The sequence below is a fragment of the Sulfitobacter geojensis genome, from assembly GCF_000622325.1.
GTDB classification, from domain to species: domain Bacteria; phylum Pseudomonadota; class Alphaproteobacteria; order Rhodobacterales; family Rhodobacteraceae; genus Sulfitobacter; species Sulfitobacter geojensis.
Genome location: NZ_JASE01000005.1, coordinates 1,957,248 through 1,971,348, shown reverse-complemented (window position 1 = coordinate 1,971,348; position 14,101 = coordinate 1,957,248). Strand labels below are relative to the sequence as shown.

The 14,101-nt window shown below is 59.9% G+C and carries 16 protein-coding genes; 1 reads left to right on the top strand and 15 read right to left on the bottom strand.

Annotated elements, in window-relative coordinates; translation table 11 throughout:
* Window positions 1–20 precede the first annotated feature (20 nt).
* The 15 genes from Z947_RS0111575 to fabD all read right to left on the bottom strand — a co-directional run bounded on the left by Z947_RS0111575 (window position 21) and on the right by fabD (window position 12,749).
* Window positions 21–431, bottom strand: a complete 411-nt coding sequence (locus tag Z947_RS0111575; protein ID WP_025044467.1) for a DUF3168 domain-containing protein — start codon at window positions 429–431, stop codon at window positions 21–23.
* Entirely contained in the window at window positions 428–766 is a 339-nt protein-coding gene (locus Z947_RS0111570; RefSeq protein WP_025044466.1) for a head-tail adaptor protein, read from the bottom strand. Before Z947_RS0111570 ends, Z947_RS0111575 begins: the two co-directional genes overlap by 4 nt.
* On the bottom strand, window positions 763–1,362 hold the full coding sequence (locus tag Z947_RS0111565; RefSeq protein ID WP_025044465.1) for a head-tail connector protein: 600 nt from the start codon (window positions 1,360–1,362) through the stop codon (window positions 763–765). Before Z947_RS0111565 ends, Z947_RS0111570 begins: the two co-directional genes overlap by 4 nt.
* Window positions 1,363–1,520: 158 nt before the next feature.
* On the bottom strand, window positions 1,521–2,684 hold the full coding sequence (locus Z947_RS0111560) for a phage major capsid protein (protein ID WP_025044464.1): 1,164 nt from the start codon (window positions 2,682–2,684) through the stop codon (window positions 1,521–1,523).
* 36 nt (window positions 2,685–2,720) lie between these two features.
* Complete coding sequence (locus Z947_RS0111555; protein WP_037939466.1) at window positions 2,721–3,269, bottom strand: HK97 family phage prohead protease; 549 nt, start codon at window positions 3,267–3,269, stop codon at window positions 2,721–2,723.
* Window positions 3,270–3,358: 89 nt separating this feature from the next.
* Window positions 3,359–3,583, bottom strand: coding sequence for a GTA head formation protein, RCAP_rcc01685 family (locus tag Z947_RS0111550; RefSeq protein WP_025044462.1), 225 nt, complete (start codon window positions 3,581–3,583; stop codon window positions 3,359–3,361).
* Window positions 3,576–4,790 carry a phage portal protein gene (locus tag Z947_RS0111545; protein ID WP_025044461.1) on the bottom strand — a complete coding sequence of 405 codons (1,215 nt, stop codon included), beginning with the start codon at window positions 4,788–4,790 and terminating at the stop codon, window positions 3,576–3,578. The genes Z947_RS0111550 and Z947_RS0111545 overlap by 8 nt, the downstream gene beginning before the upstream one ends.
* A gap of 149 nt (window positions 4,791–4,939) precedes the next feature.
* Entirely contained in the window at window positions 4,940–6,352 is a 1,413-nt protein-coding gene (locus Z947_RS0111540) for a DNA-packaging protein (RefSeq protein ID WP_179453274.1), read from the bottom strand.
* A gap of 471 nt (window positions 6,353–6,823) precedes the next feature.
* Window positions 6,824–8,011 (bottom strand): endolytic transglycosylase MltG, encoded by a 1,188-nt coding sequence (mltG, locus tag Z947_RS0111535; RefSeq protein ID WP_025044459.1) that lies wholly within the window; start codon window positions 8,009–8,011, stop codon window positions 6,824–6,826.
* Window positions 8,012–8,014: 3 nt separating this feature from the next.
* Complete coding sequence (gene fabF, locus Z947_RS0111530; RefSeq protein WP_025044458.1) at window positions 8,015–9,271, bottom strand: beta-ketoacyl-ACP synthase II; 1,257 nt, start codon at window positions 9,269–9,271, stop codon at window positions 8,015–8,017.
* An 82-nt stretch (window positions 9,272–9,353) separates the two neighbouring features.
* Complete coding sequence (locus Z947_RS0111525; RefSeq protein WP_025044457.1) at window positions 9,354–9,887, bottom strand: GNAT family N-acetyltransferase; 534 nt, start codon at window positions 9,885–9,887, stop codon at window positions 9,354–9,356.
* Window positions 9,888–10,058: 171 nt separating this feature from the next.
* On the bottom strand, window positions 10,059–10,292 hold the full coding sequence (locus tag Z947_RS0111520) for an acyl carrier protein (RefSeq protein ID WP_025044456.1): 234 nt from the start codon (window positions 10,290–10,292) through the stop codon (window positions 10,059–10,061).
* Window positions 10,293–10,494: 202 nt separating this feature from the next.
* Entirely contained in the window at window positions 10,495–11,232 is a 738-nt protein-coding gene (gene fabG, locus Z947_RS0111515; RefSeq protein ID WP_025044455.1) for a 3-oxoacyl-[acyl-carrier-protein] reductase, read from the bottom strand.
* 18 nt (window positions 11,233–11,250) lie between these two features.
* Entirely contained in the window at window positions 11,251–11,817 is a 567-nt protein-coding gene (locus Z947_RS0111510) for a COG3904 family protein (RefSeq protein ID WP_025044454.1), read from the bottom strand.
* On the bottom strand, window positions 11,817–12,749 hold the full coding sequence (gene fabD, locus Z947_RS0111505; protein ID WP_025044453.1) for an ACP S-malonyltransferase: 933 nt from the start codon (window positions 12,747–12,749) through the stop codon (window positions 11,817–11,819). Before fabD ends, Z947_RS0111510 begins: the two co-directional genes overlap by 1 nt.
* Before the next feature lie 142 nt (window positions 12,750–12,891).
* On the opposite strand from fabD, the gene Z947_RS0111500 reads away from it, so the two are divergent.
* Window positions 12,892–14,094 carry a cytochrome b/b6 domain-containing protein gene (locus Z947_RS0111500; protein WP_025044452.1) on the top strand — a complete coding sequence of 401 codons (1,203 nt, stop codon included), beginning with the start codon at window positions 12,892–12,894 and terminating at the stop codon, window positions 14,092–14,094.
* The last annotated feature ends 7 nt before the right edge of the window (window positions 14,095–14,101 follow it).

Here is a 14,101-nt window from a genome sequence, read left to right as displayed (position 1 = left end):
TCTCCTGTAAATTCAAAAACTCAGTCGTCCTGCACACGTGCCGCAAAGCGCAAATCAATCTGGCGCGTGGCAGCGGCCTCGACCCTTGACGCTTTTGCGCGCTCGAACCGCAGGCTCACAAGCCGTCCGCGGCTCAACGTGAAATTGCCGTTGTGCAATGTGTCGCTGATCGCAGCAGCGGCCTCTTTCGCCTGCGCAAACCCGGGGCTTGAGGTGATCACCGATACCGTGAACCGATGGACCGCCCCCGCGCCGCTGCCGTCGGAGGCATCCTTGACCTCTTCACTGCCAAGTCGCACGTAAATCGCGGGCAAAATTCCTGTGGGCACAGCATCATAGATCGCACTGCCCACAATCATCCCCAACACGGAATCCGCGCTCAACGCATCATAAACGGCCCTTTGCAGCGGCCCTGACATCGCAAAACTCATACCACGACCTCCTCTTCGGCAAAGCAGGTCAGATAGCGGCACGCGGCATCATAATCGGCGACGGCCTGAATGCTGAAGACCCGCGTGCCCGTACGAAATCTTTGCTGCGGTTTGGGGCGTTGGACCGACCCCAAGGGCGCACTGCGCACAATAATTTTGTACCCGACGCGGCTGACCGGCGTACCGCGACTTGCTGTTTCGCGGCCTGATCTCGCAACCAGTTGCGCCCAATGGGTGCCCAGCACGACCCAGTTTTCGGTAAAGCCACCGGCACCGTCACTGACCCTTTCAGGTGCCTCGAGTTCCAGCTGATGCATCAACCGCGGCGCGCTCATCGCATCACCCCTGCACCCATACGCAACCCCTTGTACCGTTCGATCAGGCTCGACACCCCGAACGGCATACATCCGTTGCTGAGGCCCGTATCATGTCGATATTCGTAATAATGCGCCGCCAGCATCAACACGGCCTGACGCAAGTCCGCCGGCACGCCCTCCCAATTGTCCGCAAAACCAGCAACGAAATGGACCACTGCGGACCCCGCCTGCGCAATACGCGGCAAGGCAGCACCAGCCGGGCGCAGCTTCGGACCATGACCGTCCCGTTCCAGCCAATAGGCCGCCGGATCGACATCCACCCTCACCCCCTGATGATCAACCAATTCTACGCGGCTCACCTGCCCGACCGGCGCAACCTGCAATACATGCCCATCTATGCGACGCCACGCAGTCACTGTTTGCTGGAACTCACGTTCCAGCAGCACCTTGCCCGTCCGCCCCTCAACAGCGGCAATCGCAGCCCGCAAAAATGACAGCAAAACCACGTCCTGTACGTCATCAGGACCAAAGCCACTGCCCAATCGCAGATGTGCCTTGAACGCCTCCACCGGCAAGGCCGCGTCAGGAATGGGTGTTTCTTCGATCAACATCATGGAAGTCTCCAAATTTCGGCCCCCGGCCTCTGGGTCAGTCAAACCCGGACGCGCGACCACCTGCCCTGCTCGGTCGGAGGGGAGCAGCTAGGCAAAGCAAGCATCACGATCGCGCGTCCGAACCGGGGTCAGATGCCCCGGTCCGCTCTCGGTGCGCCTTAGGCCACGCCGAATTTCAACAATTTGATCGCGGCAAAGTCGCTCACGTCCCCGCCCACACGCTTGGTCGCATAGAACAGCACATGTGGCTTCGCGCTGAACGGATCGCGCAGAATGCGTAGATCAGGCCGTTCGGCCACTGTGTAACCGGCGCGGAAATCACCAAACGCGATGGAAAAACTGTCACTTCCCGCATCCGGCATGTCCTCGGCCACAAGCACAGGATAGCCCATCAGCTGCGCAGGTTCGCCCGCCGCCAGACCGTCCGACCACAGGAAACGCCCGTCCGCATCGGTCAGCTTGCGCACGCGGCCCGCTGTTTTGGAGTTCATGACGAACGCACCATTGGCGCGGTACTGCGCCCCAAGCGAATACACCAACTCGACAATCGCATCCGGCGTGACTTCGCCATCAACTTCCGTCGGCACATACCCGAGATTGCCCCAGGTCCAGACGTCATTGTCGACAGCCGTGTGGGTCAGGAAACCTTTAGGCTTGTCCACCCCATCGCCGTTCACAAAGGCCGCCGCCTCGGCGCGCGCAAACTTGTCCGCGATCCGCCCCGCCAGCCAGCCTTCGATGTCAAAGGCCGCGTCATCCAGCAGACGCTGCGACGCTTTGGGCAACGCACTCAACTCGTGCAACCCAATCGTGATGCGATCAATCTGCGGCGTATCCGTCTCGGCCTGTGGGCCGGCCTCGGTGGCCCATCCCGCCCCCACGTCCGTGTGATCCACCAGCACGTCATACGACGTCGCTTCAACCTGCACGACACTCGCGATTGCACGGACCGACGCAGTGGCATTCAACACCGACTGCACTGTCGCACTCGTTTGCGGATCAACCAGATAGCCACCGTCCGAATTCACCGCCGTGGACAGTGATTTGCCCTCCAGCTCCAGCCCGCGCAACCCGTCATCATCGCCATTGCGCAGATAGGCATTAAAGGCCTTTTGATGTGGCGCACCGGCATCAGTCGTGCCGCCCAAAGGTGTACGCGCAGGCAGTGTCATTTTTCGATCCAGCATGGTCATCCGCTCTTCTGTTTGTTGAAGTTTTGTCTCAATTTCAGCCTGAAAGCCCTTGAAGTCAGTGACAAATCCCGTCACCGCCGCGCGCACTTCTTCAGCCGGGGACGCATGCCCCAGTTCCGTCTTGCTCATCCGTCACTCCCGAATTTGCCTCGCCTGTGACGCAGGCTACCGCCGCGCCATCTCTGCCCGCGCCCCCTCAAAGGACGCCGCCATGTCACGCAGAATGTCACCGACAGCGATCACATCGCCCTTCGCCGCCACCCGCGCACTGGGCAGCATTGGGAATGTCACCAATGACACCTCCCAAAGCTCCAGTTCCGCCAAAAGCCGCTGGCCCTTGGTGTTCTTTGTCGCCTTCACCGTGCGATAGCCGATCGAAAGCCCGTCAATTGCCCCCGCAGCAATCAACGCAGCCGCCTCGCGCCCCTTTTCCACAGAGTCCAGAATGCGCCCCTTGACGAACAACCCCTTGGCGTCCTCGCGCACCACGTCCCAAACACCAATCGGTTGCGCCGGATCGTGCTGCCAAAGCATCTTGATGTTGCGACCGGCCTTCGCCACTGCCTTCAACGAAACGCCATAAGCCCCTGCCTCGACCACATCACCGCCCTGGTCCACTGCCCCGAATAGGCTGGCATAGCCGCTGATCTCGGTCCCGCCCTCAACCTTGGCCACGTCCTGAAACGCCATAAACTTGCGTTCCAAAAGTGGCATTCCTGCAGACACATCTTTCCCGCTCTCCGGCCCAAAGCCGAAGTTTCCCACGTCATATCCCATGACAACTCCTCTTGAATTTCAGCCGCTTACGGGGTCACCGCCAGCACGCTTTGCACGGCTTGCGCCAGCATCACTGCGACCACACCGTAAACCGTCAACCACAACCGCCGCTCCATGCGCTCCATCATTTCCTCCAGACGGTCCATGCGTTTGGCCAGATTCTCCTGCTGGATTGCCGTCAACCGCTCGTGGGCCTGCAACTTCAATCCCGGCGCACAATCAAACCGCTCATACATTGCCGGATCACTCATCCGTCGCCACCGCCGGCAGGCCTAACAGGCTGCGTTTTTCCGGCTCGGTCAGAAAATCTGCCTGCGCCACGCGCGCCCATTGTGCGTCCCGCTCCGCCGCCAGGGCAGGCACCTGATCCAGATCAGGTTTCACCTCAACCGCCTCGCCGGTAAAGCCCGCCAACCAATGCGCAAGTGCCGCCGTCACCCGTGTTGCCAATGGCAAAACTGTCAGTCGGTAAAACGCCCGATGCGCTTCCTGATAGTTTGCATAGGTCGCATCCCCCTGAATGCCCAACAACATCGGCGGCACACCATACGCCAATGCAATCTCGCGCGCGGCGGCCTCCTTGGTCTTGTGAAATTCCATGTCGGAGGGCGAAAATCCCATCGGTTTCCAGTCAAGCCCGCCTTCCAACAACATCGGTCGACCCGCATTGCGTGCACCCTGATGCATGCTCTCCATCTCGGACACCAACCGCTCGTACTGCTCTGTACTCAGGTGCCCCTGTCCCTCTACCCCCTTATAAACCATCGCGCCTGATGGTCTTGCCGCGTTGTCCAACAAGGCTTTGGACCACCGCGAGGCCGAATTATGCACATCCAGCGCCATCGCGGCCGCTTGCATCGGGGCGAAGCCGTAATGATCATCCTGTGGATGAAAGCTCTTGATATGACAGACCGCTTTCACCTCGCCCGATACATCAAACCGGTGCTTGCGGCCACCAACCGCGTACTCATAGGCCACCGGCCAGCCATCTGAACCGGGCACCACCGACATCCGGTCAGACCGCAAAACATGCAGCTCTTGCGGCATTCCCTCGCCCACGGCCTCGACATAACCGTTCCCGCTTAACAACACCTGCGCATATAGTGCTTCCAGCAGCTCTGCCCGCCCCTGTGCGCCGTTCGGCTTTGCCAACAGCGCCACGACCGGGTGTGCCTCATAACGACGCTCGCTATCCTGCACCACCAAAGGCAACGCCGCCGCTGCTTCGGCAATCAATTTGACCGATCGAAACCCCACCGGATTGCCGCAAAACCCGACCTTGGTCAGCGTCACGGTATCGCGCGGCGTCCATGCCACCCTCCCCGATGTCTGATAGACCGCAACCTTACCCGTCGCCGATGCTTTCTGCGCAAACATACTTGCGGGTGCCGGGGACGTCCCGTTCACGTCCGGTACACTCGCCGCCGCCGTCCCGCGTCGCAGAAAATCAAACACCATGTCTCGCTCCTCTTGCCTATCCACCCCGATCCCTGAACCGGCGATCACCGGCCCACCCCAATCGGCTTGAAAACATTTTGACTTAAAGAACTTAATTCCACGCGACCCCACCGAACGCAGGGTCGCGCAACACTTTAAAACACCAGTCTTTAGAGGCTACGCAGCGCAGGCCGGCGCCATTTCGCTGCCGGTTCGATCATCAGCTCGTGCAGGGCCCAGACAAGTGCGTCCACGCGGTCCGGGCTGCCGCCCCCCTCAAACCCGTGCGCCGTCATCCGGCACATTTGATCCTCCAACGTATCCAGCCCCCGCACATGGCTGACCCGCCCCTGTTCATACAAGGCCGCCACCGGCTCTGCCCGCGCCACCTTGCCTCTTGACGCATGCACCGATTTCAACGGCACCAAAGGATCAATCTGGCGCAAGACCTCGCCCACCATTGCCCCCCCCTGATTGACCTCGGCGACCAATTTGTCCGCGCCGAACTGTTCCATCGCAGCAATGGCCGCCTTGGCCCAACCACTTGGCGTCGCGCCCTGTATGGTACAATCGGCCAGAACCACGGCCCGCCAATCCTGCACCGGCCCTTGGGTCACCGCCCCGACAACAACGATACCGCATTCATCCGCGCCCATCCCCGCCGATGCCGCAGGGTCCAGCCCCACCACAATGCGGTCAAACGCAGGGGCCTCTTCAATGCGCTGCTCTTCCAACGCCGCTGATGTCCACAACGCCCCCTCTGCATCGGCCAACAACACCCCGTCCAGTTCCTGACGGCCCAACCTTGTTCCCTTGTACCGCGCCTTGACTTCGTCAAGAAACGAGGACGCCAGATTGGCCGCATTTGCCTCCGTAGGTGCATGGGTCTGCACAGTCGATGGCGATGCCAACAGCCGCTTTAACACATCCACATTGCGCGGGGTGGTCGTGACACAAACCCGCGGGTCATCGCCAAGGCGCAGTGCGAATTGCAACTGGTCCCACGCCTCCTGCCCGCGCTTCCACTTGGCCAACTCGTCGACCCAAGCCGCGTCAAACTGCGGCCCGCGCAACCCTTCGGGATCATGGGCCGTATGCACTGTTGCAACCGCCCCGTTCGGCCAGACCAGCCGCTTGCGTCCCGCCTCCCAGTCTGGACGCCGATCCTCGGGCGAACAGGCAAGGATCCCGCTGTCGCCAAAAATCATCACCTCGCGCACCTGCTCGATGGTTTCGCCCACCAGCGCGACCCTGCGACATGCGCCTTCATCAAAGGGGCGCGCCCCTTCGACGACGGACCGCACCCATTCCGCGCCCGCGCGGGTTTTCCCCGCACCCCGGCCGCCCATCACAACCCATGTGCGCCACGCGCCTTCGGGGGGTAATTGGTGATCCATTGCCCAGAATTCGAACAGATAGGGCAACGCCAGCAGCTCTTCCTTTTCCAGGTCATCAAGGAACTGCTCTTGGACGACCGCATCTGCGGAGGCGATCCAGTTTGCACCCGATCTCAACCCGCGCTCTGTCAAGATCAAGGGCGTATCCTCCCTTTGCAATTCCAGCCTGTTTGCTTTTGCACTCATTGAGATAGTTCTCCGCTTTGGCACATTGCGTCACAAGTTCCCTGAGCTTCCCCAACGATTGTTTTGCTGCCGTTTCATCTATGGTGTTTTCGGACTGCCTCTGCTGGGCCAGCCCCTCGATCTCTTGCCGTAGATCGGTAATCGCATCGTGCAAGGAAGCGAGCAGTTCACTTCCCCGCGCAACGTCTTGATTTTGGTCTTGGTCTTGGGTGTCTTTTGCCATCGTCGCCCCTACCTCTCACAGATCCCCCGACCGATCAGGCATGAAAAAAGCGGCCTTCGGGATCAGTCCCGAAGCCGCTTACCCACGTCCTCTAGCATGTCAGAAGTTGTACTTCAGAGCGTTCGCAAAGTCAAGAAAAAGAGGGTTACCAAAACCCTGTAACACAGTGCGATCATTGGTAAATTTTGGATTAAGATGGCACCCTCTGCCAGCACAACTTCGCGCTGGCAGAGTTGTAAACTGCAACCTTAGTTGCCGCTGCTGCCTGATGCATCTTCGCTTGCAGCGGCTGCGCGTTCCGCTTCGATCTGGCGCCAGCGTGCGACGTTTGCGTTATGCTCGGCCAGTGTCTCGGCAAAGGCATGGCCGCCCGTGCCATCCGCCACGAAAAAGATGAAATCGCTTTCATCCGGCTGCGCCGCAGCCATCAGGCTGGCGCGTCCGGGGTTCGCAATGGGTGTGGGCGGCAAACCATTGATAACATAGGTGTTCCACGGCGTTTCGGCTCGCAACTCCGACCGGCGCAAACCACGGCCCAGAACACCCTCGCCCTTGGTGATCCCATAGATGACGGTCGGGTCGGTCTGCAAACGCATGCCCTGATTTAACCGGTTCACGAACACCGCAGCAACCTGTCGGCGCTCCGCTGCCACGCCGGTTTCCTTTTCAACAATCGACGCCAGCGTCAGCAGTTCTTCGGGGCTGTTGATTGGCAATTCGGGGTCCCGCGCTTCCCAGGCTTCGGCAATGCGCGCCTGTTGCGCCGCTTCCATCCGGTCCAGCACCGACGCGCGCCCGTCACCGGGGCGCACCTCATAGCTGTCAGGGGCCAAAGACCCCTCCGCCGGTACTTCGCCGGCATCGCCCTCCAGCACATCCATCGACTGCATCGCGTTCACGACCTGCCAGCTGGTCACCCCTTCTGCCAGCGCAATACGAAACCGTGTATCCGCCTGCGCCTTGGTTTCTGCATAAACCTCTGGCACCTCGTCCGTCCCGGGCACAAACTCCGCGCGTTCCTCAAAACGGTTGGTTGCCGGATCCAGTTCACGCACCTGTATCGAAACGCGGTTCACCCCGATGCGGTACACCACTTCGGTACCGCACGTGCTTGCGCCGCCTTTGGTGACCGTCTCGACAATGTCCGCCATCGACGTGCCCGCTTCGACCAGAAAACTCCCCGCCTTCAACTGGCTGGTTTTTTCCTCGTAATCCGCACCCATGCGGAAAATCGCGGCCGAACTGACGGCACCCTCTTTCGCCAGATCCTGCGAGACCCGCCGCATGTTGGACCCCGGCTTTACCTGCAAACAGATCGCATTCTCCAACGGGCCCTCAGCCGTATAGCTCGACTGCCCCCAGATGATGACCCCGCCCAGCAGGAAAAGGATCACGACCAGAAAACTGAACGCGTTAGAGGCAACGTTGCGCCACATGTATCAGACCTTTCCGAACAGAACGCTGGCGTTGGTGCCACCGAACCCGAAGGAATTGCTCAACGCGACATTGATCTCGCGCTTAACGGCTTTGTTCGCCGCCAGATCAATCTTGGTCTCGACCGCAGGGTTATCAAGGTTGATCGTCGGCGGTGCCACCTGATCGCGGATCGCAAGGATCGAAAAGATTGCCTCGATCGCGCCCGCAGCCCCCAAAAGGTGACCGGTGGCGGATTTGGTCGAGGACATGGTCACCTTCGACGCATGTTCCCCCAGCATTCGCTCAACGGCCCCCAATTCGATGGTATCCGCCATCGTCGATGTGCCGTGCGCGTTGATGTAATCGATATCCTTGGGCTCTTTGCCTGCGCCGCGCAATGCCGCGCGCATGGACCGCTCGCCACCTTCACCATCTTCGGAAGGGGCCGTGATGTGATAGGCATCACCTGACAGGCCATAACCGATCACTTCGGCGTAAATCTTGGCACCACGTGCCTTGGCGTGCTCATATTCTTCCAACACCACAATGCCGGCACCTTCGCCCATGACGAACCCGTCACGGTCAGCGTCATACGGGCGCGATGCCTTTTGTGGATCATCGCCCCGCTTGGTGCTCAGCGCCTTACAGGCGTTGAAACCGGCGATCCCGATTTCACAAATCGCAGCTTCCGCACCACCGGCAACCATCACATCCGCATCCCCATGCTGGATCAAACGGGACGCATCGCCAATCGCATGTGCACCGGTGGAACAGGCCGTTACCACAGAATGGTTCGGCCCGCGAAACCCGTACTTGATCGACACCTGACCGGAGATCAGGTTTATCAAGGCACCGGGCACAAAGAACGGGCTGACGCGGCGCGGGCCCTTTTCTTTCATCATCACAGCCGTATTCGCGATGGAATTCAGGCCCCCGATGCCGGAGCCGATCAAAACGCCTGTGCGCTCAAGATCTTCGCGACCTTCGGGCATCCAGCCGGAATCCTCGACCGCCTGCTGGGCGGCGGCCATGCCGAACAGAATAAAAGTATCAACCTTGCGCTGCTCTTTCGGGGCCATGTATTTATCAGCGTTGAACGTCCCGTCCGTTCCATCGCCCAATGGCACTTCGCAAGCGTATTGCGTGACCAGCGCCGACGCATCAAAACCGGTGATCGGTCCGCCGCCGGACTTCCCGTCCAGAATACGGCTCCAGCTTTCTTCGACCCCGTCGGCCAAAGGTGTTACCAGCCCCAACCCTGTTACAACTACTCTGCGCATATGACTGCCCCTTAATTCGCTTTGTTCCGGCTATACCTTGCTGGGGGGCAAGTATTCAAGACTTCTGGTGCTTTGCGCTCATTCAAACCGGCGGCCCTTTGCGCGTCATCAGACACAGGGGTTCCCCGTCACTCTCGACTTCGCGCATGAAAGCATACCCAAGGGCGTCTGCAATCCTTAACGAGGCGGTGTTTTCCGGCGTGATCATACACACCGTGCGCCCCGCAATTACCCGGTCAAACCAGTCGTGTGCAGCCTGCACCGCGTCCAGCCCCAACCCTTTGCCCTGTGCTTCTGGCGACAACACCCATCCCGCCTCGGGAAAGGGGTCAAAATCATCCCCCAGCCCGCGTGAACCAAAGAAGAAACCGCACTGTCCCGCCATCTGCGCCACACCATGTGGCTGCACCGCCCATTGACCGAAACCGCTGATCTGCCAATGTCCCGCGTTGCGCAAAAACGCGTCCCACGACTGCGGCTTGCTGCGCGGCTTACCGGAAATATGGGTGACAACTTCGGGAATGGCCCAAATCTCGGCAAAACGGGTAAAGTCCTCGGCCCGCATGGCCCTAAGTGTCACACGTGACGTGTTGATGGTGGGGATGGTTCGCGACATTGCTCAATCTGCCTTTACGCTTTCTGTGGCGTTTGACCTACTGTGCGAAGCGCATGCGAAATGAGCAACCCCCGTTGCCCGTGCTGCAAATGAAAACGGCGTCATTCCGCTTGGAACAACGCCGTTTCAAATGATTTTTGCCGATGCCGCCTAACAGGCGGCAATCCGGTCTTAGGAAGCTTCGGAGATGAATTTCACCGCGTCGCCAAACGTCTGGATGTTCTCGGCCGCGTCATCAGGGATTTCGATGCCGAATTCTTCTTCAAACGCCATCACCAACTCAACAGTGTCAAGGCTGTCAGCGCCCAGATCGTCGATGAACGACGCATTCTCGACAACTTTGTCCTCTTCAACACCAAGGTGTTCTACAACGATCTTTTTAACGCGGTCTGCGACGTCGCTCATAATAAAGTCCTCATTCTTCCGGACCAGCTGGCCCATATTATATCCGCACGCCCTGTTAGGCAGTTGGAGGATGCCCCCGAAGACCGGAGGCGGCTCTTACCCTGCTTGCACAGGACTGGGGCGACACACCGGCCTCCCCGTTTTCGATTCTGCGCCCCCTTTAGCACATGGCACGCCATGCGCAAACGGTTACAGATCCGCTTTACAACATGGCCATGCCGCCGTTGACATGCAAGGTCGCACCGGTGACATACCCTGCTTCCTCACTGGCCAGATAGACAACAGCACCTGCAATTTCCGCCGGATCGCCCATTCGTCCTGCAGGAATTTGTCCCATAATACCAGTCTTTTGATCATCCGTCAGCTTGTCCGTCATCGCCGTCGCAATGAACCCCGGTGCCACTGCATTCACCGTGATGCCACGGCTCGCCACCTCATAGGCCAGCGATTTCGACATGCCGATCATGCCCGCCTTGCTCGCCGCATAGTTCGCCTGTCCAGGATTGCCCGTGGCCCCCACAATGCTTGAGATGTTCACGATCCGGCCCCAGCGCGCTTTCATCATGCCGCGCATCACGCCTTTGCACAGCTTGAACGTAGCGGTCATGTTGACGTTGATCACCGCGTCCCATTCGTCGTCCGACATGCGCATAAACAGATTGTCGCGGGTGATCCCGGCGTTGTTCACCAGAATATCCACCGATCCCATCGCTTCGATTGCCTGTTTGGGCAGCGCCGTAACCGCGTCCATGTCACTCAGGTTGCAAGGCAGCACATGCGCGCGTTCGCCGAGTTCCGCCGCCAATGCCTCCAGCGGTTCAACCCGCGTGCCTGACAGCCCGACAACCGCGCCCTGTGCATGCAATTTGCGTGCGATATCTGCACCGATGCCGCCCGATGCGCCTGTCACCAGCGCATTTTTCCCTGTCAGATCAAACATATTCTGTTCCCTTTACTTTCATTCCGTCACCAACCCGAAATCTGCAATCTCGGCCTGCGTTAAAACATGTATCCCGTCGGACGGGGCCGCCTGCAAGGTAAACCAGTAAAACGCGTCACTGCCCAGCATCTCGCGGGTATACGCGACATTGCCCTGATGCTCACGCGCCTTGCGCGGATAGCTGCTGCCCTCGCCGAACCCGTCCGCCCAAGAATGCACACCCAATATGGCGCCCTGTTCGATCGTGCGCCGGTTGCCCGCCAGAAACAGGTTCACCGCCCCTGAATAGATCTCGCTTTGCCCTGTTAAATGTGTGTCCAACCCGCGCGTGCGGATCGCATCCCCCATCCGGTACACCGCCATTTCATCCACGGAACCGGCCATGTCGAAAGGTACGATCACCTCCACCTGCGGGTTCTCATTCAAGGCCGCGATAAAATGCGCCGGCGTCCGGCTGGTGATCTCTCCGCTCAGTACCATCCGCGGCCCATCCAGCTGCACGGTCATGCGGTCTACCGCATTATCAGCAACCGCACAGCCGACCAGCAGCGCAAGGGCCACCCAAAGGACAGCCCCCCGACGCATCACGCGTCCTTCAACGCCACCACATCATCGGGCGTGCCAATCGCGCGCATGGTGCTTTCCTTGGCAATCCGCCGGATCATGCCCGACAGCGCCTTGCCTGCACCGATCTCCCAAAATTCACCCACGCCCTGCGCCGCCATCCATTCAACCGAAGACCGCCAGCGCACCCGCCCGGTGACCTGCTCGACCAGCAAGGCCTTGATCCGTGTTGCATCGGATTCTGCATCCGCCAGAACGTTTGCCACCAAAGGCACCGCAGGGTTGTCGAACTGCACCCCTTCTAACGCTTTGGCCATTTCGTCTGCCGCCGGTTGCATCAAGGCACAGTGGAACGGCGCTGATACTGGCAAGGGCAACGCGCGCTTGGCACCGGCCTCTTTCGCCAGCACAACAGCGCGTTCAATGGCTGCCTTGCTGCCCGACAAAACATTTTGCGTGGGGTCGTTTTCATTGGCCAGCTGGCACACATCCCCTTGTGCCGCGTCTTCCGCCACCTTGGCGGCTGTTTCTGCGTCCAACCCCAGAACCGCCGCCATCGCGCCCTGACCCACGGGCACTGCCGCCTGCATCGCACGCCCGCGAATGCGCAACAAACGCGCCGTATCCGCCAGCGACACCGCCCCTGCCGCGCAAAGCGCTGAGTATTCGCCCAGCGAATGCCCCGCAACAAAACTGGCCCGCTCCAGACCGATGCCTTCGGCCTTCATCGCCGCCAGCGCCGCCATAGATGTCGCCATCAACGCGGGCTGCGCGTTTTCGGTCAGGGTCAATGTCTCGATTTCGCCAGTCCAGATGAGCTCCGACAGTTTTTCCCCCAAAGCGTCGTCGACTTCGTCGAAAACCGCGCGCGCTGCCGGATAGGCCTCGGCCAGCGCCTGCCCCATGCCGATGGTTTGGGCCCCTTGACCCGGAAAAACAAATGCGATGCTCATGAATGGCCCTTTCACTGATTTGGCTCTTGGTCTAGCCCGCCGTGATTGAGGGAACAAGAGCGCAGAGCTTCTGTGCACAAACATCAGATTGCCCCCGCGCGCCACTGCGATATCTATGCCGCAGACACAGCAGGAGCACCCTATGGCCATTTCCAACACTGAAACCCGCTACGGCGGTGTGAGCAAAAGCTTTCACTGGCTGACCGCCCTGCTGATCCTCACGCTGATCCCGCTGGGCCTCATCGCCAACTGGCTACCCTATGAAACCGATGCGCAGCTCGCCCAAAAAGCATGGCTGTTCTCGCTGCATAAGACCCTTGGTGTCACGGCCTTTTTCGTTGCTTTGCTGCGCATTCTCTGGGCCATCTCACAACCCAAACCCGGATTGTTGAATGCGGACAAACCAGCCGAAAGCTTTGCCGCTGAACTGGTGCACTGGATGCTTTACGCGGCCCTTGTCATTGTGCCCCTGTCGGGTTGGATTTCCCATGCGGCTGCCTCCGGTTTTGCGCCAATCTGGTGGCCCTTCGGTCAGAACCTGCCGTTGGTGCCAAAATCCACCGGTATCGAACATATCTTCGGATCGTTGCATTGGGTGGCCACCAAAGTGCTGGCCCTGTCAGTCCTGTTGCACATCGCAGGGGCACTTAAACATCACGTGATCGACCGCGACGCCACGCTGCGCCGCATGTTGCCGGGTGAACCGGTTATCGGCCCACTGCCCCCCCAACACCACAGCAAAACACCGGTCTTTGCCCCCGCGGCCGTCTGGGCGCTGGTGATCGCGATCGGCACGGCGATGGGATCAGGTGGTCAGACGACAGGCACAACCGACACCGCGCTGGATCAAGTCGCCTCTGACTGGATCGTGCAGGACGGCAGCATTGCAATCACCGTCGTGCAGTTCGGCAATGAAGTCTCCGGCAGCTTTGCCGACTGGACCGCTGCGATCAGCTTTGATGAGACAATCCCAAGCGGCACCGTTGGTCACGTCACCACAACGATCTCCATCCCGTCCCTCACCTTGGGATCCGTGACCCAGCAGGCCATGGGGGCCGATTTTTTCGACGCGGACACCTATGCGACTGCGGTCTATGACGCGGATATCCGCCACGGCGTCGACGGGTATGAGGCGGCAGGCACGCTGACAATCAAGGACCGCGCTGTGCCGTTGGTGATGCCGTTCAATCTGGCGCTGAACGGGGATGATGCCGAAATGCGGGCCGACCTGACGCTGGACCGGCGCGACTTTGGCATTGGCGATAATATGGGGGACGAAAGCAGCCTTGCCTTTGCGGTCAAGGTGGCGATCAAGCTGACAGCCCTGCGCGGCCCCGCACAGTAGACACGAA

What these genes read in the sequence shown, in the direction of transcription:
- Z947_RS0111575 (WP_025044467.1), bottom strand. Translation starts at nt 431, where the DNA reads ATGAGTTTTGCGATGTCAGGGCCGCTGCAAAGGGCCGTTTATGATGCG.
- Z947_RS0111570 (WP_025044466.1), bottom strand. Translation starts at nt 766, where the DNA reads ATGAGCGCGCCGCGGTTGATGCATCAGCTGGAACTCGAGGCACCTGAA.
- Z947_RS0111565 (WP_025044465.1), bottom strand. Translation starts at nt 1,362, where the DNA reads ATGATGTTGATCGAAGAAACACCCATTCCTGACGCGGCCTTGCCGGTG.
- Z947_RS0111560 (WP_025044464.1), bottom strand. Translation starts at nt 2,684, where the DNA reads ATGAGCAAGACGGAACTGGGGCATGCGTCCCCGGCTGAAGAAGTGCGC.
- Z947_RS0111555 (WP_037939466.1), bottom strand. Translation starts at nt 3,269, where the DNA reads ATGCCACTTTTGGAACGCAAGTTTATGGCGTTTCAGGACGTGGCCAAG.
- Z947_RS0111550 (WP_025044462.1), bottom strand. Translation starts at nt 3,583, where the DNA reads ATGAGTGATCCGGCAATGTATGAGCGGTTTGATTGTGCGCCGGGATTG.
- Z947_RS0111545 (WP_025044461.1), bottom strand. Translation starts at nt 4,790, where the DNA reads ATGGTGTTTGATTTTCTGCGACGCGGGACGGCGGCGGCGAGTGTACCG.
- Z947_RS0111540 (WP_179453274.1), bottom strand. Translation starts at nt 6,352, where the DNA reads ATGAGTGCAAAAGCAAACAGGCTGGAATTGCAAAGGGAGGATACGCCC.
- mltG (WP_025044459.1), bottom strand. Translation starts at nt 8,011, where the DNA reads ATGTGGCGCAACGTTGCCTCTAACGCGTTCAGTTTTCTGGTCGTGATC.
- fabF (WP_025044458.1), bottom strand. Translation starts at nt 9,271, where the DNA reads ATGCGCAGAGTAGTTGTAACAGGGTTGGGGCTGGTAACACCTTTGGCC.
- Z947_RS0111525 (WP_025044457.1), bottom strand. Translation starts at nt 9,887, where the DNA reads ATGTCGCGAACCATCCCCACCATCAACACGTCACGTGTGACACTTAGG.
- Z947_RS0111520 (WP_025044456.1), bottom strand. Translation starts at nt 10,292, where the DNA reads ATGAGCGACGTCGCAGACCGCGTTAAAAAGATCGTTGTAGAACACCTT.
- fabG (WP_025044455.1), bottom strand. Translation starts at nt 11,232, where the DNA reads ATGTTTGATCTGACAGGGAAAAATGCGCTGGTGACAGGCGCATCGGGC.
- Z947_RS0111510 (WP_025044454.1), bottom strand. Translation starts at nt 11,817, where the DNA reads ATGCGTCGGGGGGCTGTCCTTTGGGTGGCCCTTGCGCTGCTGGTCGGC.
- fabD (WP_025044453.1), bottom strand. Translation starts at nt 12,749, where the DNA reads ATGAGCATCGCATTTGTTTTTCCGGGTCAAGGGGCCCAAACCATCGGC.
- Z947_RS0111500 (WP_025044452.1), top strand. Translation starts at nt 12,892, where the DNA reads ATGGCCATTTCCAACACTGAAACCCGCTACGGCGGTGTGAGCAAAAGC.